Origin of the sequence: Roseibium aggregatum (assembly GCF_017309185.1) — a bacterium.
Lineage (GTDB): Bacteria > Pseudomonadota > Alphaproteobacteria > Rhizobiales > Stappiaceae > Roseibium > Roseibium aggregatum_B.
In genome coordinates, this window is the sequence record NZ_JAEKJZ010000004.1 from 1 (window position 1) to 25,118 (window position 25,118).

At 61.8% G+C, this 25,118-nt stretch carries 24 protein-coding genes; 18 read left to right on the forward strand and 6 right to left on the reverse strand.

From position 1 onward, the window contains the following. Positions 1 to 592: 592 nt before the first annotated feature. Both JF539_RS17740 and JF539_RS17745 read right to left on the reverse strand, forming a co-directional pair. Complete coding sequence (locus JF539_RS17740) at positions 593 to 1,531, reverse strand: sugar kinase (protein ID WP_207142062.1); 939 nt, start codon at positions 1,529 to 1,531, stop codon at positions 593 to 595. Positions 1,532 to 1,534: 3 nt separating this feature from the next. Next, positions 1,535 to 2,227, reverse strand: a complete 693-nt coding sequence (locus tag JF539_RS17745; protein ID WP_207142063.1) for a GntR family transcriptional regulator — start codon at positions 2,225 to 2,227, stop codon at positions 1,535 to 1,537. A gap of 90 nt (positions 2,228 to 2,317) precedes the next feature. Between JF539_RS17745 and uxaC the strand changes: the two genes are divergently transcribed. The 18 genes from uxaC (at position 2,318) to JF539_RS17835 (ending at position 21,857) form a co-directional block, all read left to right on the forward strand. Continuing rightward, on the forward strand, positions 2,318 to 3,760 hold the full coding sequence (gene uxaC, locus JF539_RS17750) for a glucuronate isomerase (RefSeq protein WP_236042554.1): 1,443 nt from the start codon (positions 2,318 to 2,320) through the stop codon (positions 3,758 to 3,760). Between the two features lie 23 nt (positions 3,761 to 3,783). Further along, complete coding sequence (locus JF539_RS17755) at positions 3,784 to 4,764, forward strand: TRAP transporter substrate-binding protein (RefSeq protein ID WP_207142064.1); 981 nt, start codon at positions 3,784 to 3,786, stop codon at positions 4,762 to 4,764. Positions 4,765 to 4,849: 85 nt separating this feature from the next. After that, a complete protein-coding gene (locus JF539_RS17760) occupies positions 4,850 to 5,341 on the forward strand; it encodes a TRAP transporter small permease (protein ID WP_207142438.1) in 492 nt (163 codons plus the stop codon). Position 5,342: 1 nt separating this feature from the next. After that, positions 5,343 to 6,623: a TRAP transporter large permease gene (locus JF539_RS17765; protein WP_207142065.1), complete on the forward strand. Its 1,281-nt coding sequence runs from the start codon at positions 5,343 to 5,345 to the stop codon at positions 6,621 to 6,623. Positions 6,624 to 6,633: 10 nt separating this feature from the next. Further along, a complete protein-coding gene (locus tag JF539_RS17770) occupies positions 6,634 to 6,951 on the forward strand; it encodes a cupin domain-containing protein (protein WP_207142066.1) in 318 nt (105 codons plus the stop codon). A 27-nt stretch (positions 6,952 to 6,978) separates the two neighbouring features. Next, positions 6,979 to 7,803 carry a 5-dehydro-4-deoxy-D-glucuronate isomerase gene (kduI, locus tag JF539_RS17775; protein WP_207142067.1) on the forward strand — a complete coding sequence of 275 codons (825 nt, stop codon included), beginning with the start codon at positions 6,979 to 6,981 and terminating at the stop codon, positions 7,801 to 7,803. After that, the gene (kduD, locus tag JF539_RS17780) at positions 7,800 to 8,528 is read left to right on the forward strand and encodes a 2-dehydro-3-deoxy-D-gluconate 5-dehydrogenase KduD (protein ID WP_207142068.1); all 729 of its coding nucleotides are present in this window, start codon (positions 7,800 to 7,802) and stop codon (positions 8,526 to 8,528) included. The genes kduI and kduD overlap by 4 nt, the downstream gene beginning before the upstream one ends. Continuing rightward, on the forward strand, positions 8,518 to 9,960 hold the full coding sequence (locus JF539_RS17785; RefSeq protein ID WP_209017401.1) for a mannitol dehydrogenase family protein: 1,443 nt from the start codon (positions 8,518 to 8,520) through the stop codon (positions 9,958 to 9,960). Before kduD ends, JF539_RS17785 begins: the two co-directional genes overlap by 11 nt. Beyond that, positions 9,957 to 11,141: a mannonate dehydratase gene (gene uxuA / locus JF539_RS17790; RefSeq protein WP_207142069.1), complete on the forward strand. Its 1,185-nt coding sequence runs from the start codon at positions 9,957 to 9,959 to the stop codon at positions 11,139 to 11,141. The genes JF539_RS17785 and uxuA overlap by 4 nt, the downstream gene beginning before the upstream one ends. Further along, positions 11,138 to 12,667, forward strand: coding sequence for a UxaA family hydrolase (locus JF539_RS17795; protein ID WP_207142070.1), 1,530 nt, complete (start codon positions 11,138 to 11,140; stop codon positions 12,665 to 12,667). Before uxuA ends, JF539_RS17795 begins: the two co-directional genes overlap by 4 nt. A gap of 179 nt (positions 12,668 to 12,846) precedes the next feature. After that, complete coding sequence (locus JF539_RS17800; RefSeq protein WP_207142071.1) at positions 12,847 to 13,431, forward strand: sigma-70 family RNA polymerase sigma factor; 585 nt, start codon at positions 12,847 to 12,849, stop codon at positions 13,429 to 13,431. Between the two features lie 151 nt (positions 13,432 to 13,582). Then, positions 13,583 to 14,524: a FecR family protein gene (locus JF539_RS17805; RefSeq protein ID WP_207142072.1), complete on the forward strand. Its 942-nt coding sequence runs from the start codon at positions 13,583 to 13,585 to the stop codon at positions 14,522 to 14,524. Positions 14,525 to 14,728: 204 nt separating this feature from the next. Further along, a complete protein-coding gene (locus JF539_RS17810; RefSeq protein ID WP_207142073.1) occupies positions 14,729 to 17,059 on the forward strand; it encodes a TonB-dependent receptor domain-containing protein in 2,331 nt (776 codons plus the stop codon). Positions 17,060 to 17,113: 54 nt separating this feature from the next. After that, positions 17,114 to 18,046 carry a hypothetical protein gene (locus JF539_RS17815; RefSeq protein WP_207142074.1) on the forward strand — a complete coding sequence of 311 codons (933 nt, stop codon included), beginning with the start codon at positions 17,114 to 17,116 and terminating at the stop codon, positions 18,044 to 18,046. 155 nt (positions 18,047 to 18,201) lie between these two features. Beyond that, positions 18,202 to 19,032 carry an iron-siderophore ABC transporter substrate-binding protein gene (locus JF539_RS17820; protein WP_207142075.1) on the forward strand — a complete coding sequence of 277 codons (831 nt, stop codon included), beginning with the start codon at positions 18,202 to 18,204 and terminating at the stop codon, positions 19,030 to 19,032. Continuing rightward, on the forward strand, positions 19,029 to 20,078 hold the full coding sequence (locus JF539_RS17825; RefSeq protein ID WP_207142076.1) for a FecCD family ABC transporter permease: 1,050 nt from the start codon (positions 19,029 to 19,031) through the stop codon (positions 20,076 to 20,078). Before JF539_RS17820 ends, JF539_RS17825 begins: the two co-directional genes overlap by 4 nt. Beyond that, positions 20,075 to 21,061 (forward strand): FecCD family ABC transporter permease, encoded by a 987-nt coding sequence (locus JF539_RS17830; RefSeq protein ID WP_207142077.1) that lies wholly within the window; start codon positions 20,075 to 20,077, stop codon positions 21,059 to 21,061. Before JF539_RS17825 ends, JF539_RS17830 begins: the two co-directional genes overlap by 4 nt. Continuing rightward, positions 21,048 to 21,857, forward strand: a complete 810-nt coding sequence (locus JF539_RS17835) for an ABC transporter ATP-binding protein (RefSeq protein WP_209017403.1) — start codon at positions 21,048 to 21,050, stop codon at positions 21,855 to 21,857. The genes JF539_RS17830 and JF539_RS17835 overlap by 14 nt, the downstream gene beginning before the upstream one ends. A 45-nt stretch (positions 21,858 to 21,902) precedes the next feature. Here the strand turns inward: JF539_RS17835 and JF539_RS17840 are convergent, their stop codons facing one another. From JF539_RS17840 to JF539_RS17855, 4 genes are read right to left on the reverse strand one after another with little or no spacing between them, the layout of a single operon-like run. Beyond that, complete coding sequence (locus JF539_RS17840) at positions 21,903 to 22,445, reverse strand: cysteine hydrolase family protein (RefSeq protein WP_207142078.1); 543 nt, start codon at positions 22,443 to 22,445, stop codon at positions 21,903 to 21,905. Beyond that, entirely contained in the window at positions 22,442 to 23,455 is a 1,014-nt protein-coding gene (locus JF539_RS17845) for an ABC transporter ATP-binding protein (protein ID WP_207142079.1), read from the reverse strand. The genes JF539_RS17840 and JF539_RS17845 overlap by 4 nt, the downstream gene beginning before the upstream one ends. Then, a complete protein-coding gene (locus JF539_RS17850) occupies positions 23,455 to 24,240 on the reverse strand; it encodes an ABC transporter permease (RefSeq protein WP_207142080.1) in 786 nt (261 codons plus the stop codon). The genes JF539_RS17845 and JF539_RS17850 overlap by 1 nt, the downstream gene beginning before the upstream one ends. Then, positions 24,237 to 25,100, reverse strand: a complete 864-nt coding sequence (locus JF539_RS17855; protein WP_207142081.1) for an ABC transporter permease — start codon at positions 25,098 to 25,100, stop codon at positions 24,237 to 24,239. Before JF539_RS17855 ends, JF539_RS17850 begins: the two co-directional genes overlap by 4 nt. Between the last annotated feature and the right edge of the window lie 18 nt (positions 25,101 to 25,118).

Below are 25,118 nucleotides of genomic sequence, written 5' to 3' on the forward strand. Positions count from 1 at the left end.
CTGAAGGTCGCAGGTTCAAATCCTGCTCCCGCAACCAGAAAAACCAAAGGCCGTCCATCAGGGCGGCCTTTGGTTTTTCTGCGCGCGGGGTCGAGGAGTTGATCCTGACGGGGTCCCCGAAAGGAGGCCTATGCCCGACGCAACGGGGCAGAAAACATCAAATCCTGCTCCCGCAACCAATAAAAAAAACCGGCCACGCGCCGGGTTTTTTGTTGGCCAAAAGCCAAACAGCACAAAAAATACAAAATCATCGCGACACAAACAAAAACCCCAGGCAGCGAAAGCTCCTGGGGGTTTTGTCGTTCTGGGCTCGGCACGGAAAGCGGCGATCGAATCCGTGCGCCCTCCTGCCGCGTTTTAGCCCCTTCGCATAAGGATCCCGTCAGGATGTATCGGACGTCGACCCCGAAACATCAAAACAATGTGCATCGGCGGCGGACAGAGGATCGCCCTGGAGGTGGAAACCTCGCGGCGATGAGCCGCAGGGTGAGGCCGTTGAAACCGGCTGTGGGTTCGGTGAACTTGCTTGTTCTTCCACTGCCACCGCAGGCGGAGCGTGGCGGGGTGCGAAGCCCGGCAGGGGCTGAACGGCTTACGCGGGCAAGGACACCTTGTGGCGGTTCAGGTCCAGCCGGGTCACGGGCACGAGGGCGCCTCTGTGGCAGATGACGTGGCGGGCCAGAGCGCAGCCGGCGCGTACCGCCTCCCTGAGTCGGCTTTTTTCCAGATACTCGATCAGGAACGCGGCATTGAAACTGTCGCCGGCTGCTGTCGTGTCGACGATTTCGGCAACCGGGTCGGGGTGGTACTGAAAACCGTCGCCGTCGGAGGCTCGCACGAGTACGGCTCCGGCGCCGTTCTTGACCACGGCCAGGCGGGCGCCGTTCTCCAGGTAGCGCCTTGCCGTCGTCTCCGGGTCGTCGTCCCCGAAGTGGGTTGCTTCGTCGTCGAAGGACGGCAGCACGATATCGCTGGCTCCGGCCGCGCGGGTCGTCCAGCGGCACATCTCTTCCGCGTCGGTCCAGAGACGGGGCCGCAGATTGGGATCGAATACGATCGCGGCGCCGCGCGCGGACGCGGCATCAACGGCCTCCAGAAGACGGGTACGGGAATTCTCAGGCAGAATGGCGACCGTAATCCCGGAGAAATAAAGCATGTCGCCTCTTCCGAACCCGTCAAGCGGGCTCAGATCGTCCGCCAGATGGCGCGCGGCGGATTGGGAACGCCAGTACTGAAAGCTGCGCTCGCCTTCGTTCAGAACAATCATGTAGACACCGGGACTTGCACCCTGGACCGTTGCCAGGCAGGGGGCGATGCCCGCCTCGTCCATGAAGCCGGTCAGCTGGTGCGAAAGGCTGTCGTCGCCGACGGCGCTGAGATACGCCACCTCGATGTGATCCCCGCCGGCAAGCCGGCGGGCGTACCAGGCCGTGTTGAATGTGTCTCCGGCAAAACCGATCGCGTAAGTTCCGTCGCTGGCCGGCGCGAATTCGATCATGCATTCACCGATGGCGAGAAAGCGCCGGCCCATCGCCTATTCCTCGAAGTGGTCAGGGTTTCCGGAGCGGATTTCACCCAGAATGGTCGCAATGCGCCCGAGATGCTCGGTCAGCACGGCTTCCGCCCGGGGGCCGTTCCTGTCGCGAATGGCGTCGATGATGACGATGTGATCGTCGAGCGCGGTCCGTGCGCCTGACGCAAGGGACAGGAAGCGGACCCGGTCCATATGTGCTTTCTGTTCGCGGATCAGCGCCCAGACGTAGTCATGCCCCGAGATTTCACAGATGCGCCGGTGGAAGCTGTCGTCCAGCTTGTGAAACAGCTGGCGATCGTCGGCTTTCACCGCCGCGTCCTGCTCTGTCATCAGCGCTTCGAGATCGGCAATCTGGACGTCCGTGATGACCTTGATGGCGGCACGCAGGCAGGCAACCTCGAGCGCGGTGCGCACAAACCTGGCCCTGAGTACGGCGGCTTCGGAAATCTTGGTGATCACTGTTGCCCGCTGCGGGCGGATCAACAGGAAACCGAGCTGGGACAGACGGTAGAACGCATCCCGCACAGGCTGGCGCGACACGCCGAAGGCCTTGGCGACTTCCGCTTCCGAGACCCGCGTCCCGGGTGCCAGTTCCAGCGACAGGATCTGCTGGTGCAGTTCCTCGAACACCGTATCGGCGACCGTCGGGATTTTCAGCGGTTCGAGCACCTTCAAGGCGCTGCTGTCTGACATCTGCTCATCTCCGTTGACTCGTCTACTCAACTAGCATATCAGTTTACTAGCTGCAACAGAGAGTGTGCCGACCCTAGCCAGGAGGATTGAATGTCGATGGGACTTGCGGATACGTCCGAGGACATAGCGGAGGGACTCGACCCGCATCGTCTTTTTCCCGCCGATCCGGCGTCCCGGGCGCTGGCCGCACGGCTCTACGCCTCGGTGAAGACCCTGCCCATCGTCAGCCCACACGGGCACACGGATCCGCGCTGGTTCGCCGATAATGAAGCCTTTCCGGATCCGGCGCAGCTCTTCATCGTGCCCGACCACTACGTATTTCGCATGCTTTGTTCCCAGGGCATCGACCTTGCAAGGTTGGGCGTGCCGCGCGCCGACGGCGGCACGAGCGAAACCGACAGCCGTGCCGTCTGGCGCCTGTTTGCCGAGAATTTTCACCTCTTCCGGGCGACGCCGACGCGGATGTGGCTGACGCAGGCCTTTCAGGACGTCTTCGGCTGGACGAAACGGCTCTGTGCGGAGACCGCGGATGAGGCCTACGATCACATCGCCGATTGCCTGGCTCGTCCCGAATTCCGCCCGAGAGCTCTGTACGAGCGATTCAATATCGAAGTGATCGCGACAACGGAATCGCCGCTGGACGACCTGAAATGGCATCGCGCGATCCGGGACAGCGGCTGGTCCGGGAAGGTGATTACAGCCTATCGGCCCGACCCGGTCGTCGATCCGGAGTTCGAGGGTTTTGCCGAAAACATCGAGACATTCGGTGCGCTGGCGGGAGAAGCGGCAACGACCTGGCAGGGCTATCTCAATGCCCACCGGGTGCGGAGAGCCTATTTCAAGTCCTTCGGCGCGACGTCTTCCGACCATGGACATGCGACCGCGCGTACCGAAGATCTCTCCGCAAGCCAGGCGGAGGTTCTCTTTCAGAAAGCCCTGTCGGGAACCTGCACATCCGAGGAGGCGGACGCGTTCCGGGGGCATATGCTGACCGAAATGGCCCGCATGAGCCTGGAGGACGGTCTGGTGCTGCAGATCCACCCCGGCAGCTTCCGCAATCATTCCGGGGGGATGATGAGAGCGTTCGGCCGCGACAAGGGCTTCGATATTCCGACCCGAACCGATTATGTGCGCGCGCTGAAACCCCTGCTCGATGCGGTCGGTCTGGAAAGGGATCTTTCCATCATCCTGTTCACGCTGGACGAAACCGCCTACGCGCGCGAACTCGCGCCGCTCGCCGGGGTCTACCCGACCTTGAAGCTGGGGCCTGCCTGGTGGTTCTACGACAGTCCCGACGGCATGCGCCGCTTCCGGGAGCTGACCACGGAAACGGCCGGGTTCTACAACACCGTCGGCTTTAACGACGACACCCGCGCTTTCTGCTCGATCCCGGCCCGCCATGACGTGGCGCGGCGGGTCGACAGCGCTTACCTCGCATCGCTCGTGACATCCGGGAGGCTGGACGAGGACGAGGCTTACGAGGTCGCACATGACCTCACATACAGGCTTGCCAAGCAAGCCTACCGGCTCTGAGGAGCCTTTTTCGGGAGGAGAGAATGAAACTATTGAAGACCCTGGCGGCGTCCCTGTTGGCCACCGCCGCCATGACAACGGCCTCGCTGGCCTGCGAAGTGACCCTGAAATCGTCCGACACCCATCCGGACGGCTATCCGACGGTCGAGGCCGTCAAACAGATGGGCAAGCTGCTGGAAGAACGCACCGGCGGTCGTCTCTGCGTGGAAGTGTTCCATTCCGCCCAGCTTGGCGAGGAAAAGGACACAATCGAACAGACCAAGTTCGGGGTCATCGACCTGAACCGTGTTTCCATGGGTCCCTTCAACAACCTTGTCGAGGAGACCAAGGTCGTTTCCCTGCCTTACGTCTTCAAGGGTGTCGACCACATGCACCGGGTCATGGATGGTCCGATCGGCGACGACATTCTGGCGGCCTTCGAACCGCACGGCTATGTCGGCCTGGCATTCTACGATGGCGGCTCGCGCAGCTTTTACAACAAGGTTAAACCGATTAAATCGATTGAAGATCTTGAAGGCATGAAGGTTCGCGTCATGCAGTCGGATATCTTCGTCGACATGATGTCGGCGCTTGGCGCCAATGCCACGCCGATGCCTTACGGCGAAGTCTATTCGTCCATCCAGACGGGTGTCATCGACGGGGCGGAAAACAACTGGCCGTCCTACGAATCCTCCGGCCACTATGAGGTCGCGGGGTACTACACGCTGGACGAACACCTGATCGTTCCGGAAGTGCTGGTGATGTCGAAAAAGTCCTGGGACAATCTGTCCGCGGAAGACCAGGCCGCCGTCCGTCAGGCCGCCAAAGACTCCGTTCCGTTCATGCGGGAACAGTGGCAGGCCCGCGAGAAGGCGTCCGAGGAAAAGGTCCGCGCGGCCGGCGTCGAGGTCGTTACCGAAATCGACAAGGAGCCGTTCATGGCGGCCATGGACAGCGTCTACGAAAAGCATGTCACCTCGGACAAGCTGAAAGACCTGGTCGCCCGTATCCGGGCAACCGACTGAGTCAATTCATGCCTGCGGCCGGACCGGCCGCAGGTTCTTTCAGGATTTGGTCGTGCAGTCACATCTTTTACTTGCCGCGCAGGCTATGCGCCTGATCTCGACGGCTGCCCTCTGGCTTGCCGGATGCGGTCTCATCCTCATGACAGTCTTCATCACCGCGCAGGTCTTCATGCGTTACGTGATGAACGACAGCCTGGTCTGGTCGGAGCCCGCTTCCGTCATTCTGATGGGCTGGTTCATCTTTCTCGGCGCCGCGGTCGGCATCCGTGAAGGCTATCATCTGAGTTTCGACGTCCTGCTTTACTTTCTGCCGCAAAACACCAAGCTGATCCTGTTCAGCATTTCCGACGCGGTGGTCGCGGCCTTCGGGGCCGGCATGGCATGGTTCGGCGCCGAGCTGGCGCTCTCCGCCTGGGACGTGAAACTGCCTTCGCTCGGCGTGTCCGGAGCGGTCGATTTTCTGCCCCTGGTGGCGGGAGGCTGCCTCGTCTTCATTTTTTCCCTGGAACGCCTCGTCCTGCGCGCCGCCGGTCAGCCGACCGCGCGTTTCGGCGATGTAGAGCCGGAAGAGGCCTGACATGGAACCATTCATCCTTTTCGGGACCTTCACGATCCTGCTTCTGATCGGCACACCGGTCGCCTTCTGTCTCGGGGCGGCTTCGCTGGCGACCGTTCTCTACATGGACCTGCCGCCCGTCATCGTGTTCCAACGGCTCAATTCCGGTGTGTCGGTGTTCGCGCTGATGGCGATCCCCTTCTTCATCTTCGCCGGCGAGTTGATGGTGCGCGGCGATATCGCCCGCAGGCTGGTAGCCCTGGCCGCTGCCGGCTTCGGGCATATGCGCGGCGGGCTTGGACAGGTGAATATTACCGCGTCGGTGCTGTTCGGCGGCATATCCGGTTCCGCTGCGGCGGATGCCACCGCGATCGGATCCCTGATGATCCCGCAGATGAAAAAGCGGGGTTACCCGGTCGAATACGGTGTCAACGTCACGGTCATGTCCTCGATCATCGCGCTGATGCTGCCGCCCTCGCACAACATGATCATCTATTCGATTTCAGCCGGTGGACGGCTCTCCATCGCGGATCTGTTCACCGCCGGAATTCTTCCCGGGCTGATGCTGGCGGGGTCGCTGATGGTCACTGCCTGGTTCGTCGCCCGGCGCGCCGGCTATCCGACCGAAAACTTTCCCGGCTGGGGCTCTCTCGGGGCGCTCTTCGTCAACGCCATTCCGGGGCTGCTCCTGATCGGGATCATATTCGGCGGCGTGCGTTCCGGCGTCTTCACGGCGTCCGAGAGCTCCTGCATCGCGGCGGTCTACGCGTTGCTCGTCACCGCCCTGGCCTATCGCACCATGGGCTGGCCGGAATTCGTCGCCTCGACAAAAGCCGCGGTCCGGACAACGGCCATGGTGCTTCTGGTCATCGGTTGCGCGGCTTCCTTCGGCTGGTTGCTCGCGTTCCTGCGCATTCCGGCGGAACTGGTCGCGTTCCTGAAGAACATCTCCGAGAACCCGCTGATCATCCTTCTGCTGATCAACATCGTTCTCCTGTTCCTCGGCACATTTATGGACATGTCGCCACTGATCGTCATCACCACGCCGATCTTCCTGCCGGTCGCGACAGCATTCGGCGTCGATCCGGTCCATTTCGGCGTCATACTCGTGCTCAATCTCGGTATCGGCCTGTGCACACCGCCGGTGGGCACGGTGCTGTTCGTCGGATGCGCCGTCGGACGGATTTCCGTCTGGGATGCGATCAAGACGATCTGGCCGTTTTACGGGGCAGCCGTCTTCACACTGCTTCTCGTCACCTACATTCCGGCATTGTCTCTCTGGCTGCCGTCCCTGTTTCGATAGAGGTGAAATCATGTACGTAAAAACCTTCCCGGAAGTCGACGCCGATCCGGGAATCCGCCGGCAGGTGCTGTCCGAGACCCCGGAGCTGATGGTGGTCGCTTTCCGCTTTCGGGAAGAAGGCGCAGAAGGGCGCCTGCACAACCATCCCCACATCCAGTCAACCTATGTGGAAAGCGGACGTTTCCGCTTCACCGTCGGTGGCGAGGAGTTCGAGGTCGGTCCCGGCGACAGTTTCGTCATTCCGTCCGAGGCCATGCACGGCTGTGTCTGCCTCCGGCCCGGAACGCTCATCGACACCTTCACGCCGCGCCGCGACGATTTTCTTTAAAACACTTCAAAGGACGAGGATCTCTTCATGCTGACCGTCGAAACCCGATATGCAGTGGACCCGGACACGGCGAAAGCCCTGGATACAAAAGGCTTGAGAGAGCATTTCCACGCATCCGGCCTGTTTCAGGCCGGCAAGATCAATCTTGTCTACACCCATTACGACCGGCTTATTCTCGGCGGTGCCGTGCCGGCGGGTGGCGAGCTGGTTCTCGACCGGGTCAAGGAGGCGGGTACGCCATCTCTGCTCGACCGGCGCGAACTCGGTATTCTCAATGTCGGCGAAGCGGGGACCGTTTCCGTGGGAGGCGACACCCATCAAGTCGGCAAGGGCGACGTGCTTTACGTCGGCATGGGAGCCGGGCCGGTGACGTTTTCAGGCGAGGGACGTTTCTACATCCTGTCGGCGCCGGCGCACCGGACCTGTCCGACACGGCTGATCACGGTCAAGGATGCCCGCAGGGTCGAACTCGGTTCGTCCGAGGCCGCCAACGAACGCGTCATCCTGCAGTTCCTGCACCCGGAAGTCGCCGAGAGCTGTCAGCTTCTGATGGGCTACACCCAGTTCGCGCCCGGGTCCGTGTGGAACACCATGCCCGCCCATGTCCACGACCGCCGCATGGAGGCCTATCTCTATTTCGAGCTTGGGCCGGAACAGCGGGTGTTTCACTTCATGGGCAAGCCGGAGGAAACACGGCACCTGGTGATGGCGAACGAGGAGGCGGTGATCTCCCCGCCCTGGTCGATCCACTGCGGCGCCGGGACCGGTGCCTATACGTTCTGCTGGGCGATGGCCGGCGACAACGTCGATTTCACGGATATGGACATGATCGCGATGGAGGAGCTGCGGTGAATGCGTTCTCGCTGGAGGGCAAGCGCGCCCTGGTAACGGGTGCGAATACCGGCATCGGCCAGGCAATAGCCATCTCCATGTCGCAAGCGGGCGCGGAGGTGCTTTGCGCCGCGCGCCGGGACTGCGAAGAAACGCTGTCGAAGATCGAGAACGGCCGGCATGTGCCGGTGGATTTCTCCGATCCCATGGCCGCGGTACCGCTGTTCGAGAAGGAGCGGATCGACATTCTGGTCAACAACGCCGGTATCATCCGGCGGGCGGAGGCTGTCGATTTCGCCGAAGCCGACTGGGACGATGTGATGGACGTCAACCTGAAGGCCGTGTTCTTCACCTGCCAGGCCTTCGGCAAGGCGGCGCTGGCGGCGGGGCGACCCGGTGCGATCGTCAATATTGCCTCTCTGCTGTCGTTTCAGGGGGGCATTCGCGTGCCGTCCTATACCGCTTCCAAACACGGCGTTGCGGGTATCACCAAGCTTCTGGCCAACGAATGGGCGTCGAAAGGCATCAACGTCAACGCCATTGCTCCCGGCTATATTGTTACCAACAACACCGAGGCACTCCGGAACGATCCGGAGCGCAGCCGGCAGATCCTCGAGCGGATTCCCGCTGGCCGTTGGGGCGAGGCAAGCGACATCGGCGAGGCTACGGTTTTCCTGTCGTCGCCTGCGGCGAAATATATCCATGGCGCGATCCTGAACGTCGACGGAGGCTGGCTTGCCCGCTGATCTGCCCGGTCTCAAACGACAGGCTCCGGCTCCGGAGAAGGGTCTTGTCCATCTGGGACTCGGTGCCTTCTTCCGTGCTTTCGGAGCGGTTTACATTGAAGACGCCGTCAAAACATCCGGCGGCGACTGGGGGATTGTCGGCGTCAGCCTGCAGAGCGCGCGCGTGCGCGACCAGCTGGCGCCGCAGGATTTTGCCTATACGGCGGTTGAACTCGGCCCGGAGGGAGAGACCCGCCGTCAGGTCGAAGTCGTCCGGGATGTGCTGGTGGCGCGCGAGAACCCGGAAGCGGTTCTGGCGGTCATGGCCGATCCGGCGATCCGGATCGTCAGCCTGACCGTTACCGAGAAGGGCTATTGCCACGATCCGGCGACAGGCCGGCTGAATACGGACCATCCGGATATCCGTCACGATCTGGAAAACGCCGAACCGGTTTCCGCTCCTGGATATCTTGTTCGCGCGCTCGCCCGGCGCAAGACTGCGGGCCTGCCTCCTTTCACCGTGCTGACCTGCGACAACCTGCCGGACAACGGACGGCTGGTGCGCGGTGTCGTCCTGGAGCTTGCCGAAAGGCTCGATCCGGAACTCGCGGCCTGGATCGCGAGGGAAGGCCGGTTTCCGGCGACGATGGTCGACAGGATCGTGCCGGCGACCAAGCCGGAGGATATCGATAGGCTTGCGCGGGAGACCGGGGTCTGCGATGCGGCGCCGGTGATGCACGAACCGTTCCGTCAGTGGGTTGTCGAGGACGGCTTCGTTCCGGCCTATGGCAGGGAGGCCCGGCCCGACCTGGCCGCCGTTGGAGTGGAACTGGTCGGCAATGTGACGCCCTATGAGCACATGAAGCTGCGCATGCTCAACGGAACCCATTCCTCGCTTGCCTATCTCGGTTACCTCGCCGGGCACGAGACAATTGCCGATACTGTGGCCGACCCGGTTTTCGCATCCTTCGTCAGGGGATTGTGGCACCGCGAAATCATTCCGTCCTTCACCGCGCCGCCCGGTGTCGATCTCAACGTCTATGCCGAAGCCCTGTTCGAGCGTTACGCCAATCCGGCGATCCGGCACCGCACCTGGCAGATCGCCATGGACGGCAGCCAGAAGCTGCCGCAGCGTATCCTTGGAACCCTGCGCGACAATCTTGAGGCGCAACGCCCCAGCCCGGGACTGAGCCTCGCTGTCGCCGCCTGGATGATCTATGTCGGCGGTACGGACCTCAAAGGCAATCCGATCGATGTTCGCGACCCGTTGGCCGAGCGGCTGAAGGAACTTTCCGACAGCGCCGGGGATGCCTCCGGAAAGGTTGCCGCGCTTCTGGGCGTGACCGGGATTTTCGATCCGCACCTGGCGTCCGCGTTGGGGTCAGCGGTGACGGCCGCTTATGCCGCTCTTCAGGCCAACGGCGTCCGTTTCGCGCTTGAGGATACGCTATGATTGAAGGTTGGCGCTGGTACGGCGGCTACGACCGCATTTCCCTGTCCGAGATCGCACAGACCGGTGCGGCGAGTATTGTCACCGCGCTGCACGAGATCCCTTATGGTCATGTCTGGCCAAGGCAGACGATTGCCGACACGCGCATGCAGATCCTCGCCGCCGGCTTCGACTGGACAGTCGTGGAAAGCCTGCCGGTGCATGAAGCGATCAAGCGCGGCGAGGGCGGGCTGGAAGAGCTTTTTGCCAATTACCGGCAATCCATGGCCAACCTGGCCGCCGAAGGCGTCAAGGTCATCTGCTACAATTTCATGCCGCTGCTCGACTGGACCCGGACCGATCTTACCGCACCGGTCGGGCGCGGCGGTTCCTGCCTCCGGTTTTCCATTACGAAGATGGCGGCCTTCGACGTTTTCATGGTGGACCGGCCGGGTGCTGAGGAGGATTACAGCGCTGAGGATATCGCTACCGCACGATGCTGGCTCGACAAGGCGTCACCGGCAGACCGGGAAGAGCTGACAGCGGCGATCATGGCCGGGCTTCCCGGCGCATATGACCGTTATGATGCCGCCGGTCTGCGCGCCGCGCTTGCTGCCTATCGGGGGTTCGACCGGACAACGCTCCGGATGAACCACAAGCGCTTTCTGGAGGAAGTCGTTCCGACCGCCGAAGAGCTCGGCCTGAAACTGGCGGTGCATCCGGACGATCCGCCCCGCAACCTGCTCGGCCTGCCGCGCATCGTGTCCAACGCGGAGGATATCGGCTGGCTCCTGTCGGCGGTGGAAAGTCCTGCCAACGGACTGACCCTTTGCGCCGGCTCGCTCGGCGCCAATCCTGAGAACGACGTTCCGGCCATCGCGCGGCAGTTTTCGGGGAAGATCCATTTCGCGCATTTGCGCAATGTCGCCAAGGAGCCGGACGGTTCTTTCGAGGAGGCGCCGCACCTTGCAGGCGATACCGACATCCCGGCGGTGATCGAGGTGCTGCTTGCCGAAGAGGCTGCTCGACGGCGGCAGGGGCGGGCGGACGCCTCTATCGTGTTCCGGCCCGATCACGGTCATGAATTGCTGGATGATGCGGGCCGGGGCACCCATCCGGGATATCCACTCGTGGGCCGTTTACGGGGCCTTGCGGAATTGCGCGGGGTGATCGCCGGTCTGACCCACGCGGGAGCCGCCGCATGACCGATCAGAAGATCCTGGTGTTGAATTCGGCGGACACGGTGGCCATCCTGCCCGCTCGCGCCGCTTCCGGCAGCGACCCGCTCGGTGTCGGCGCGCCTCTGGCCAGCGCCGTTCCTGCCGGTCACAAGATCGCGCGGGTAAGGCACGAAGTGGGCGAACCCGTTCTCAAGTTCGGCCAGATCATCGGTGCGGCGAGCGAAGTAATCGCACCCGGAGACCATGTTCACAGCCACAACTGCGCTTTTTCCGCTCATGACAGCGCCTATGCCGTCGGTGCCGACCTGGCGCGCGCGAAAGCCGCCATTCCTCAGGTCGCGCCGCGAACCTTCAACGGCTACCGGAGGCAAAACGGACAGACAGGCACACGGAACTACATTGCCCTGTGCGCGACGGTGAATTGTTCGGCGACGGTTGTCAGACGGGCCGCTGCCGAAATCGAGAACTCGGGCGTTCTGCGGGACTATCCGAATGTCGACGGTGTGACCGCCTTCGGCCACGGGACAGGCTGCGGCATGGACAGCGGCGGTCTTGGCGCACGGTTGCTGGAACGGGTGCTCTGGGGGCATGCGACGCATCCCAATGTCGGAGCGGCCATCTTCGTCGGGCTCGGCTGCGAGGTCATGCAGGTCGCGCGCATGAAGGCGCACTTCGGAGAAGCGCACAGCGACCGGTTTCACGGGCTGACCATCCAGGAGACCGGCGGCACGCGCGCGACGATCGACCGGATCAAGGACATGGTTCTGCAGCTTCTACCGGATGTGAACCAGGTTGAACGAACCGTGTGCCCGGCGTCCTCCCTGAAGGTCGCGCTTCAGTGCGGCGGTTCGGACGGCTTCTCCGGCGTTACCGCGAACCCGGCGCTCGGTGTCGCTTCGGATCTTCTGGTCGGTCTGGGCGCAACCGCGATCCTTTCCGAAACCCCTGAAATCTACGGCGCGGAACAGCTTTTGCTGCGCCGGGCGGCGAGTGAAGAGGTCGCCCGGAAACTCATTTCCCAGATCGAGTGGTGGGAGAGCTACACCGCCATGCACAAAGGCAGCATGGACAACAACCCGAGCCCGGGCAACAAGGCGGGCGGCCTGACGACGATCCTGGAAAAGTCTCTGGGGGCGGCCGCGAAGGGCGGGTCCACGCCGTTGACGGCGGTCTACGACTATGCGGAGCAGGTGACCGAGCCCGGCTTCGTCTTCATGGATACGCCCGGATACGATCCGGTTTCGGCAACCGGTCAGATCGCAGGCGGCGCGCAGATCCTTGTCTTCACCACGGGCCGTGGCTCCGCGTTCGGCTCCAAACCGGCGCCGACGATCAAGCTTTCGACCAACGACACGCTCTTCAACGCCATGCCGGACGACATCGACCTGAATTGCGGCGATATCCTTTCCGCGTCCGTTTCGCTTCACCTGAAGGGGTCGGAGATCCTTGACCTCATTCTGGCGACGGCCTCCGGAGCCTGCACAAAATCAGAGGCTCTCGGTCTCGGCGACCACGAATTCGTGCCCTGGCAGGTTGGCGCGGTGATGTGAGCGCGGGACCACAGGTCACGCGTCCAACCTCCTGCCGGTCCTGAAAGGCCGCACCGGGCGCACCCGACAAAGTACGATCGAAATGATCTTAATATGAGTTTTAAATTCATAATATCTTGCCAGCTGCGATAAAACGCTGATAATCATCAGTCGGTTTGTCGTATCGAAGTGAAGCTGACGTGGGATTTGACGGTCTAATCAACAGTTCGGACGCCGGCGCTGCAACTGCGGAAACGCTTGCCGCACGCAAGACGCTGGACGATGCGATCGAGGCATACTACGACGATATCCGGCATGCGATGCTGCGGCAGGGAGCCGGACCGGGGCAGGCGACCGAGATCGTTCACGATCTCTACGTTCAGCTGTGCCGGAAACCTGAAAGACTGGCCGGCAAGAACTCCCTTCGGGCGTTTCTGATCCGGGCCGCCCTGAACCTGGGCATCGACCGGGCCAGGCGCAGCGCTTTTGAAAGAAAGCTCTTTGACGTGCTCGACGAACGGGCGCATGCGATTCAGGCGAAATCCGATCCTCTCGAAACACGCTTGGACATGCCGAAACGCATTGCGGTGTTGCAACGGGCGATCTTCGACCTTCCACCACAATGCAGGAAGGTCTTTATCGCCTATCGGATCGCAGGAATGGCAAAGCCGCAAATCGCCGAGGATCTCGGCATCAAGACCGATAGCGTGGACCGTCATCTTCGCAATGCCATGCTCCGTTGCCTGGAAGCCATGGATGCCTTCGAAGAGGCGCAATCTTTCTGAACAGGATGTCCGGCCGGTGGAAACCGACTCCTCGATCGATGTCAGGCGACACCGCTTTTCGAAGAACGGCAAAAAATATTTCGTCTCATACGCCGGTTTGACATGTGCTATTCGTCTACTCCGAGAGGACAACGCGAAGAAAAGCCCGATTATGACGTCTGCCGACTACCTGGAACAGAAACGCCGCATTCGCGAGCAGGCGATAGACTGGGTATTGACGCTGGAAGGAAATGAACCGTCGCGGGCCGAGCTGGACCGGCTTGAAAGATGGCTTGCAACGGACGAGCGCCATGCTGCGGCGTTCGAACAGGTGCGTCAGCTCTACGGAGATACCGGAAAGGCGCTTCTGCAGGAGCCGGAAAAGACCCGAAAGCACATCCGGTCCGGACGCGGCAAGCCCGCGGCGCTCGTTACGGTGCTGATTGTTTGCCTGGGCCTGCTGCCTTTCATCTCCGAAGGTCTGGTCTATTTTCAGGCAGACAGAATTTCGGCAACGAATGAACTTCTGTCTTTCAATCTTGCCGACGGCTCCACCCTGGAGATGAACGCGGAGACGGCTCTTGCCGAGGACTTCGACGACGGGCGCGCGATCGAACTCTTGCGCGGCGAGATCTTTCTGGAAGTCGAAAAAGATCCCTCCAGACCCTTCGTCGTGTCAGCCGGTGCGGGCCGGATCGAAGTGCTGGGAACGGCCTTTAACGTCAACAGGATCGGCGACTGGACGGAGGTGACGGTAACCGAGAGCACGGTCCGGGTCACGGCAAACGGACAATCGGTTCTTCTCACGGAAGGGATGCGGGTCCGGTACGACGGAGACGGCAACCTCGAACCCGTGGAAACGGTGGCTGAAGGCACCGAGGCTTCATGGCGGTCCGGGCGGCTTGTTTTCGAGAACCGGAAACTGTCCTGGGTGGTCCGGGAAATCGACCGCCATCTCCCCGGCAAGCTGATCGTTGCAACCGATGCGACGGCAAACAGGCTGGTGTCCGGCTCCTTCGACCTCGGCAATCCGGAGCAGGCGCTGGAGGGCTTTTCCGAGGCGTTTGGACTGACGTACTATCGCGCGGGACCTCTCGGCGGCGTCATTCGTTAATTTTTTTAATATTTTTCATCCGGAAACGGTCGGTTCGTTCGTCTCCCCTTCAAGCAATTTGTGAGTGCCGCGCGGCGCTCACTTTCTGGTGGGGTGAACGAAATAATGAAAAAGGCAATTCGAGGTCTTAAGCGATGCGCAGCTTTTGGGGGCTCACTGTCGCTGGCTCTGGTCTGCGGGACGGCTCTGATTACCGGCACTGTCTTGCCTGTCCATGCACAGAACCTGCAGCAGGCCGTGTCCGTCGATCTGCCGGCGGGGCCGCTTTCGACCGCGCTGAACAGGCTTGCCCGTCAAACGGGGCTTCAGATCGGCTATGACAGCGGGCTTGTCTCCGGAATAACCTCGCCCGGATTAAGCGGACAATATACGGCTGAAGAAGCGTTGGACGTTCTTCTGGCGGGTACGGGGATCGACTACACCATCAGCGGTTCCGGAACGATTGTCCTTGGACAGCAGGCTTCCCCGGTGGTCAACGATCCGCTTCTCGCGGAGGGCACGACGCTGCTTCCGGTCATCACGGTCTCCGGTGAAAAACTGCCGCGGGATCTGTTCACGACCTACACAAGCGTGGGTGTCGTGACCAACGAGGATATTTCAAACTACACGATCCAGACGCTGGACCAGTCGTTGAACAGGCTTGCCAACGTGCGGGCCAATCCAACCGGAGACGGCAACAACAGCTTTGCGATCCGCGGTCTCGACGCGGAAGGCGTGACCCAGCCGAGCCGGTCGCAGCCGATCATTTCCGTCACCATCGACGGCGCATTGCAGGGCGTTGAGGCGACACGCCGCGGGAGCCGCGGCATCTGGGATGTCGACCAGATCGAGGTTCTGCGCGGACCGCAGTCGACGCTTCAGGGCCGGAACGCGCTGGGCGGCGCGGTCATTATCGAAACGAAGGACCCCACCTTCGAGCCGGAACTGCTGTTTGAAGGCGACCTGGCCACCGAGCAATTCATGTCCGGGGCGTTCGCGATTTCCACGCCCATCGTCGAGGATCAGGTGGCGATCCGGATCGCCGGCCAGGCCTTCAGGGACGAGGCGGACATCCACTACGCCGATCCGACGATCGAATCCCTTGGCGAAGACGCCTACGAGGAAATCCGGGGAAAGGTCCTGATAACGCCGGAAGCGCTGCCGGGATTCACCGCTCTGTTGTCCGCCAGCTACACGCATGACAAGCCGTCCTGGCACACGGTCAGCGGCCCCGATTTCTTCGCGCGCGAATTCGTGGACGCGACCAATTCCTCGGCGGAATTCCGCGACACGGAAGTCGGCCGTTATGTCGCGGATCTCTCATACGAGCTCGCCCCCGGCTGGGAGCTGAAGTCCGTCTCCGCGTTGACCGACACCACCGTCGACATCTGGTCGACGCCGAACTCGAGCCTGGGCAGGCAGGATACGCGTGACATCACCGACCTGTCCCAAGACTTCAGGCTGACCTACGATTCGCCCGACAGCAACTGGTCCGGCGTTTTCGGTATTTTCGCCGGGAGGTCGACGACGGATGTGGACTCCTTGATCACCACCGATTTTTTCGCGCCGTTTTTTCCGGACGTTCCTGTTCAGGACCTGACGTCGAAAACCGAAACCACCTCCTTCGCGGCATACGCGGACCTGAGGTACAAGGCGTTTGACCGGATCACCTTCATGGGCGGAGGCCGTCTCCTGCAGGACCGGGTGACCACCGACTACTCAGGTGAAGCGCTCGATGTCACGGCCAGCATCATCGCGGGCTTCCCGGTTTTCGGATCCCTGGACGAGGATACATCGACGACAAATGTCGTGTTTTTGCCGAAGGTGGGGGCCGCCTTCGACATTACCGAGGATCAGACAGTAAGTGCTTTCGTCAGCCAGGGCTACCGGACAGGATTTTCCGAAACGGTCGCCGGGTCGACGAGCATCAACGAAGTGGAACCCGAGTTTCTGTGGTCCTATGAGTTGGCCTATCGCTCCAGATGGTTGGAAGACAGGCTCGAAATCTTCGCCAACGCCTTCTACTACGACTACGACAATCAGCAGATCGTGGTCGACAATCCGGCGTTCACCGGTCAGACAATTACTGAAAACGCCGGCAAGTCCCATGCCTATGGTGCTGAAATCGAGGTCCGTTATCAGCCTGTCCGGTCGCTTGAGTTCTATTCCGCGGTCGGTCTTCTGAAGACCGAATTCGATGAGGCGGACACATCCACCGGAGACTATTCAGGCAACGAGTTCCCCGAAGCGCCCGCCCTGACCGCGTCTCTCGGCGGAATCTGGCATCACGATTCCGGCTTTTTCGCCGGAGCCGATGTCCAGTTTACGTCCGGCTATTACAGTTCCTCGGATCTGGCCAATACCGCCGCCAGGGAGATCGACGCCTACACGATCGTGAATGCGCAACTCGGTTACGAGTTCGAGCACGGCAAGATCACCGCCTATGCAAAGAACCTGTTCAACGAACAGTATCTGACGAGCATTTCGTCCAATCTGAACGAGGCCACGATCGGCGACGGGATGAGCGTCGGCGTAAGGCTCAACGCCAATTTCTAGGCCGGTTTCCGGTTAAGCCAGGCAACCCCGTGTTCCTCAGCCATGGACATTGCGATGAAGATGAAGACGCCGATTGAGGTGGGGGCGGACAAACCGGACCACGCGCATCCGCTCGAAAGGGCGGTATCGGAGCAGAACCGCCTCTGGAAAACGCCTCAAACTTCAATTGGCCAGCCGGAAGCCGGCTGGCTTTCGGCGTCGGAGGTCTTCCGGACCTCGCCGCTCGTGGACATGCTGCTTGCCCGGCAGGCCTTGTCCACACCGGATCTCGACCTCAAAGCTCAGGCGGCTTACCTCACGATCGGCTACTGCAATCTGCTTTCGGTGGTGTTCGTGCCGATGCTCGTCGGTTTCAACGTCTTTCCGGATTTGAGTGCCTCGACGGTTTATCTGATGCAGGGCGGCGGCGGAGATGAAAACGAAGGCGTGAACGATAGCCCTGTCTCGTCTCCCAGGGTGAAGGTTCGGCTTTCGTCGACACGATTCATGACCGTGAATACCCTTTATTCTGCCCATGAGGACGCCGAGTCTTATTCCGATGAGGCCCTTTTTCTGAACGCGGTCCGGAAGGGTGTGGAAGCGCATCTGGTGTCCTTGATCGAGGTGCTGAGTGCGAAATCCGGTCTGGCGCGAAGTGCCTTGTGGCGGCTGGCTGCGGACTCCGTGGCGTCGGTTTTCCTGGAAGCCGGCCGGCGGTTCTCGGATGAGATATCCGCACGGAAAATGGCTCTTGCGTTGCTCAAGGAACCGGGGTCGCCTCTCAACAACAAGCAGCTTCATTTTTTCGAGCTTCAGCTGCGCGATCAGGACAACCATGACACGGTTATGATGCAACGGACCTTTCGCGCCCGAGGCGGCTGCTGCCGCTTCTATACCTCCAGCACCGGCTACTTCTGCTCCACCTGCGTTTTGCGGGACCGCCAGAGCCGGGATCGCATCCTGATCGAAGGGATGCGCGCAAGCCTGACGTCAGCACAAGGATCGTGACAGTGAGAACTCCAATCAAAGCCAGGAGAACGAGGCTTGCTAACGATTTGGGAATCCGTGCCCGTTTAGGCCTTGCCTGCTGTGCGATGCTCCTGGTTCTGGTTCTCTGCTCTCCGGCACGCGCTTGCGCCGGCCGTATTGTCGAAGGGGAGGACTTGCTGCGATCGCCGGTCTGCGTGCCCCTGAAGCCCAAGCGGATCGTCGTACTCGATCCGACGTTCACCCTGGGCATGAGCCTGGAACTCGGACTCCCCGTGGTCGGTAGCCCGTTGTTCGGCATGAGCGACGTGGCTCTGCAGGCAAAGGCAGTCGACGAGGGGGTTACGGATCTTGGGGCGTTCACCCAGCCAAGCCTTGAAAAGGTGATTTCCCTTCAACCCGACCTGATTATCGGCAGTGCCTTGGCCGGTGAGGCGGCCTACGAAATGGCGTCGCGCATCGCACCGACGGTGCTGATCTCCACCGAGGACTGGAAATCCTACTATGCGGCGGTTGCCCGCATCACCGGTGCCGAAGACCGGCTTGCTGCGAATTTCAAGGGTTATGAGCAGCGCGTGGAGGCGATGCGGTCCCGGATTCCGAACGAGGTGGTCTCAATCGTGCGCATCACACCCTGGGACTTTCAGGTCTATCTGGATGCTCCCAATGCCTATGGACCGTTCGCGATCTTGCGCGACCTGGGCGTGAAAAGAACTGCCTATGAGACGACGGACGACGTTTCTCTCTCGCTGAAGCGCCCCGATTGGGAAACTCTCGAGAAACTCGATGCGGGGACGCTGCTTTACATCGTCGGTGGCGCGAACGACAGCGCAACCAGCGGTCGCCACGAGGAAGTGATTGCGAATCCGCTCTGGCAGATGCTGCCGGCCGTGCAGGCCGGCCGGGTCCACCGCGTGGATGCCGGAACCTGGATGGAGTTCAGCGGTGTGGAGTCCGCCAACCGGGTTCTCGACGATGTCGAGAAATACATCATCGGTTCGCAATGAGCGATACAGCCCGGAGCCAGGCGCGGCACCCGCGCAGATCCGGCCTGTCGAGAGCAGGCCGTCCGATGGCGGGTCTCGTCGTGCTGGCTTCCGCGGTGGTCCTGACCGCACTCTGGGCGATGGTGGTCGGCACCAGCGATATCGGTCTGCCGGATGTCTATCGGGCGCTGTTCGAGTTCGACGGCTCAAGGGATCATATCGTTGTGACGACCGTCCGCCTGCCGCGTATTCTGGCCGCCATACTGGCGGGGGCATCGCTGGCGGTGGCGGGTGCTCTGATGCAGGCCGTGACGAACAACCCGCTGGCGTCACCGGGTTTGCTCGGTGTGAACGCGGGGGCTGCCTTTGCGGTCGTGCTCGCACTTGTTTTCCTCGACGATTTGCCGGCACGGGGATACGTCTGGGTCGCCTTCGCCGGCGCGGGCGTCGCGGGCGGGCTGGTCTATGCGATCGGATCGATCGGTTTTGGTGGCGCAACGCCCCTGAAGCTTGCGCTGGCCGGGGCGGTCTTCTCGGCGTTCGTGTCCGCCATGACGACGTCGATCCTGATTTTCGACGCAACGACTATCGACAGCATCAGGCTTTGGTCGGTGGGGTCACTGGCGAACCGGCCGATGTCGAACGTCCTGGGGGTCCTGCCCTATATCGTTACGGGGCTGGCCGCGGCGCTGCTGTTTTCCCGCCAGATTACCACCATGAGCCTGGGGGCCGATGTTGCCCGGACCGTCGGCCAGAATCTGGCTCTCTGGCGGATCGTTTCGGGCGCAATCGTGGCTCTGCTGGCCGGCAGCGCCGTGGCGATGGCCGGACCGATCGGTTTTGTCGGTCTGGTCATCCCGCATATGGCGCGAATGCTGGCCGGGTCCGATTACCGGCGGGTCATCCCGGTCAGCGCCCTTGGCGGTGCCCTGCTCGTCCTGCTAGGCGACAATCTGCTTCGGGCGGTGTTTCCCGAACGCACGATTCCGGTGGGAATAACGATGGCGGTTCTGGGAGCTCCTTTCTTCGTCTATCTGGCGCGCAACAGGCTGCGGGGAAACAATTGATCCGAACGGTCACGATTTTCGCCACGGCAATCGCCGTTCTGTCTCTGACCGGGCTCATGCTCGGTGACCAGCAGATCGCCGTGCCACAGATCGCTGCGGCGGTTTTCAAGCCGGACGAAAGCGATGCGGTTACGCTTATGATCGTCCGCGAATTCAGGTTGCCCCGCATCGTCCTGGCGGCGATCGTCGGAGCCGCGCTTGCCGTTGCCGGTTCGGTTTCCCAGACCGTCATGCGGAATCCCCTGGCCGAACCCGGACTTCTAGGCATCAACAGCGGCGCTGCGCTGGCGGCGCTGCTGGTCATCGTGTTCTTTGAGCGATCGGACCCTGCGCTGGTGTCCTTTTCCGCCTTCGCGGGTGCTCTTGGCATGGCGGCTCTGATCTATGTCCTGTCCTGGCGCAGCGGGGCCTCTTCGATCCGCATCATTCTTATTGGCATCGGGCTCAGCTCCATGGCCGGGGCCGCGTCGAGTTTCATCTCGCTGTTCGGGGATTTGACTACCGTTCAAAGCGCTCAAACGTGGCTTGCCGGCAGCGTCTGGAATGCAAATTGGGACAAGGTCCACGTTCTCGCTGTCTGGCTGCTGCCCGCGTTCATCATGGTTCTGCTCGCGCATCGGGAGCTGGATCTGATGAGCTTCGACGATATGTCCGCCTCCGGTCTCGGGATGCGCGTACAGGCCGCCCGGGCCGCAATGGTGCTCCTTTGTTCGCTGATTTCGGCCGCAGCCGTCGCGGCGGCGGGGCTGATCGGCTTCGTGGGGCTGATCGCTCCCCACATAGCGCGCCGTCTGACGGGTCACAGGCACTGCAGGGTTCTGCCGGCCGCCGCGCTTGTCGGCGCCTCGTTGCTGTTGGGTGCGGATCTGGTCGGGCGAACTGTGATCGCGCCCGCGCAACTGCCTGCAGGGCTCATGATTGTCCTGATCGGGGCGCCGTTTTTTGCCTTTCTGCTTTGGAAACGCCGCAATGCGAGAATTTGATACCGATATGGAGATCGCGCTTGAAGCCCGGTCCGTGACCGCCGGCTACGGGCAGCAGGCCAAAGTCATCGAGGCGCTCTGCCTCGGAATCAAAAGCGGCACTTTCACCGTCCTGGCGGGTCCGAACGGCAGTGGCAAGTCGACCCTGCTCAAGGCGTTGGCGGGGTTTTTGCCACTGACCGAGGGCGCCGTTGAACTGCAGGGGGCACCGGTGTCGTCCTTTTCCGCCAAGCGGCTGGCCCAGCTGGTCGGAATATTGCCTCAAGGCCCCTCGGCGCCGGAAGGCCTGAGCGTGGAAGATCTTGTGCGTCAGGGCAGGTATCCGCACCGGGGCCTGTTCAGCCGCTGGACCCCGCAAGACACACACGCCTGCCGGGCAGCCCTGGATCTGACCGGGCTGGCGGATCTGGCGGAGCGTCCGCTGGATTCGCTTTCGGGTGGACAGAAACAGCGTGCATGGATTGCCATGGTCCTCGCGCAGCAAACGCCGGTTCTGCTGCTGGACGAACCGACGACCTTTCTGGACATTGCGCATCAGGTCGAGATCCTCAGCCTGCTTCGCCGCCTTGTCAAAGAGAACGGACGGACTGTTGTGGCGGTCCTGCACGATATCAACCAGGCCGCTCAGTACGCCGACAGGCTGGTTCTTCTGAAAGGTGGAAGGGTCAAGGCGGAAGGGGACACCCGTTCTGTCGTGACCGGGGAGGCGATGGATGCTGTCTTCGGAGTGCGGTCGCAGGTGATAACCAATCCGGTAGACGGAACGCCGCTCATGCTGCTTGAGAGCGACCTCTGACAGGGGCGGGCAGGTGGCCGTATTCCGTGGTGCCCGAAATCCCTGCTATTTCGTATCGTGAACCTCAAGCTCCCTTGCCGTTGTGGTGACGTCCAGCATATCGGTGCGGCCGCGCATCACCGTGATGGCGGCTTCGTGCAATGCATCGGTGCCGGCGGCGCAGGCATCGGTGACGAGGCGCACATGGCGTCCGTCATCCACCGCTTCCAGTGCCGTGCCGAGAACGCAGCAGTCGGTGGCAACACCGCAGATGACAAGCGTAGCGTCCTTCGGCACGAGAGGAGACGCTTCGCGCCACTTCGCGAACCTGCTTCCTGCAACGGCAACATACCCCTGCCAGCGGGAGTCCACCTCCCAGAGCCATTGGTTCTCGGGGGCAAGGGCGAAGGGCCAGGAACGGTAGTAGGGGATCCAGGCACCCTCCGGCCGTTCGGGAGGCAGGAAACGCGTGAAGGTTACGCGGGTTCCGAACGCCGCGACGAGGTCATCGATGCGTTCCGCGCAGGCCTCGTAGCCCGGCGTATACCAGGGGCTTTCGGGATCGCCGAAAGCCGGCTGCATATCCACGATCAAAAGCCAGTCGTTCATGCGCGCACCACGAGCGTATCCTCCGGAGACCAGCTTACCCAGACCTGCCCGTCGCCGGGCAATTCAGGAATATCGCGGTCACGAGCAATCAGCTTCCACTGACTGCCGCCGACGTCAATGAGGCATGTCGCCATTGCTCCGGCGAATATGCGTTGCCGGACCTGGCCCCTGACGGCGTTCTGTCCGGCGTCAGGCGTATCGGCGCTTATGCGCAAGGCCTCCGGACGCGTGCCGAACCGGTGGCCGTCGACTTGCGCGGGAAGAGTGAGGTCTTCAAGAAGCGAAGCGCTCAGCCAGTTCGCCTCGCCGAGAAAGCCCGCGGTGAATTCGTCGACAGGACGGTCGTAGACCTCGCGCGGCGGACCGGCCTGTACAATCCGTCCGTTGCGCAGAATTCCGATGCGGTCGGAAAGGGTGAGGGCTTCTTCCTGGTCATGGGTGACAAAGATCGTCGTGATCCCGACTTCGCGTTGAATGCGCTTGAGCTCGATTTGCATGTCGACCCTGAGCGTCTTGTCCAGGGCTGAAAGGGGTTCGTCCAGCAGCAGCACCTTGGGATTGGTGACGATTGCCCGGGCGAGCGCGACTCTCTGGCGCTGTCCGCCCGAGAGCTGGCTGGGCCGCCGGTTGGCCAGCGCTCCTAGCTGAACGAGATCCAGGGCCTCGCTGATCCGCTTCTTCTCCTCGGCCGCGGGAACCTTCCTGACGCGCAGGCCGAAGCCGATGTTGTCGGCGACGCTCATGTTCGGAAACAGCGCGTAATTCTGAAACATCATCCCGATGTCGCGCTTTTCGACCGGAACGGATTCAACATTTCTGTCCCCGATACGAATAGTGCCCGACTTGGGAAAGTAGAAGCCTGCGATCGTTCTCAACAGCGTGGTCTTGCCCGAACCGGATGGGCCCAGAAGCGCGAAAAAACCGCCGTCCTCGAAAGCTATGGAGACATCGTCCAGGGCCGTGGTCTGGCCGAACTCCATCGTCACATTGGATACTTCGACGCGCGACATCAGCGTTCTCCTCCGAACCGGGAGTAGCGGGCGGCCAGGAACATGACCGCCATGGACAGGACAATGATTATCGTGGAGACGGCGTTGATCTCCGGTGTGAACCCTTTCCGGATCGACGTGTAGATCAGCACCGGCAGGGTGGTGTCGCCCGGTTTGGAGAGAAAATAGCTCACCACGAACTGGTCGAAACTGACGGCGAAGGCGAACAGCCCGCCCGCGACAATCCCCGGAGCAATCCAGGGAAGGGTCACGCGGCGCAAGACGGTCCACGACGAGGCGCCCATGGACCGCGCTGCCTCTTCCAGCGTGATGTCGAAACTCGAAAGCCTCGCCGAGACGGTCACGATGACATAGGGCAAGGCGAGCGCCACATGGCCGATCAGCACGGCAGGCGTTCCCCTTCCGATGCCGATGGTGAAAAAGAAGATCAGCATTGCCGTTCCGGTGATCAGCCAGGGTATCGCGATCGGCGGAAACAGCAGCACCTGCAGGATCCGTTTGCCGCGGAAATCATACCTGAACAGCGCGATCGAAGCCGAGGTGCCGAAGGCCGTTGCCAGCACGGTGGTCGCGGCGGCGATCAGAACGGATCGGGCCGCCGCGGTGAAGATCTGTTCGTTCGCCATCATGTCCTGGTACCAGGCGCCGGAAAACTCGAAGGGCAGCTGGTAGAAAGGCGATGCGTTGAAGGACATGGCCGCCATCACCAGGATGGGCGCGTAGAGAAAAACGAGAATAAGCGCCAGCCAGGCCTTTCCGAGCAACCCTAGAAAATTTCGTCTCATGTGCGCGCCCTCTTCAAAACGGGGCTGGTCAGGGCAAGGATCAGAAGCACCACGGCGAGCAGGATGAACGACAGCGCTGCGCCGAGCGGCCAGTTGTAAACCGCGACGAACTGATCCTCGATGACGGTGCCGTAGTAGGTGCCCAACCGCCCGCCAAGGATCCGGGGTTCCATGAAGGAGCCGACGACCGGAACGAACACCAACACCGCACCGGCCAGGAGACCGGGCAGCGACAATGGCAGCAGGAGGCGCCTCAGGATCGTGAGCTTCGAAGCCCCCATCGAGCGGGCGGCGTCGATGAGATCGTCGTCAATGGCCTGCAGGGCCAGGTAACTGGTCAGGATCACGTAAGGCAGGTAGCTGTGCACCAGGCCGATCACCACCGCCTCGCGCGTGAACATGAGATTGAGCCTGACATCGAATGGCAGCAGGAAATTCAGGGTCCGTTCGAGAACGCCGTTGCCGCGCAGGACGATTGCCCACGAGAAGATGCGGACCAGCGAATTGGACCAGAACGGCAGGATCACCATCAGGAACAGCGCTTCGCGGGCGCGGCCCTTGATCGATTTCGCCAGAACTAGGGCGCAGGGATAGCCGATCAGAATACAGAAGCCCGTCACCCAGAGACCCAGTTTGAGAGACTTCCAGAGGAGCGCCGGGTAGGTCGGGTTCTGGAAGAACTTGCCATAGTTTGCCAGGGTCACGCCCCAATCGGGATCGTCCTGGGGAAGGCCGGTCAGGAAGCTGAAAAAAAGCATGGCGGACAGGGGCAGGAACACTGCCACCAGAAGCCATAGATAGGCCGGGCTCAGAAGCGAGACGAGCCGCCGCCGCTCCGTCGGCAGAAGTGCTTCAGCCATGCGGAAAAGCCTCCATTC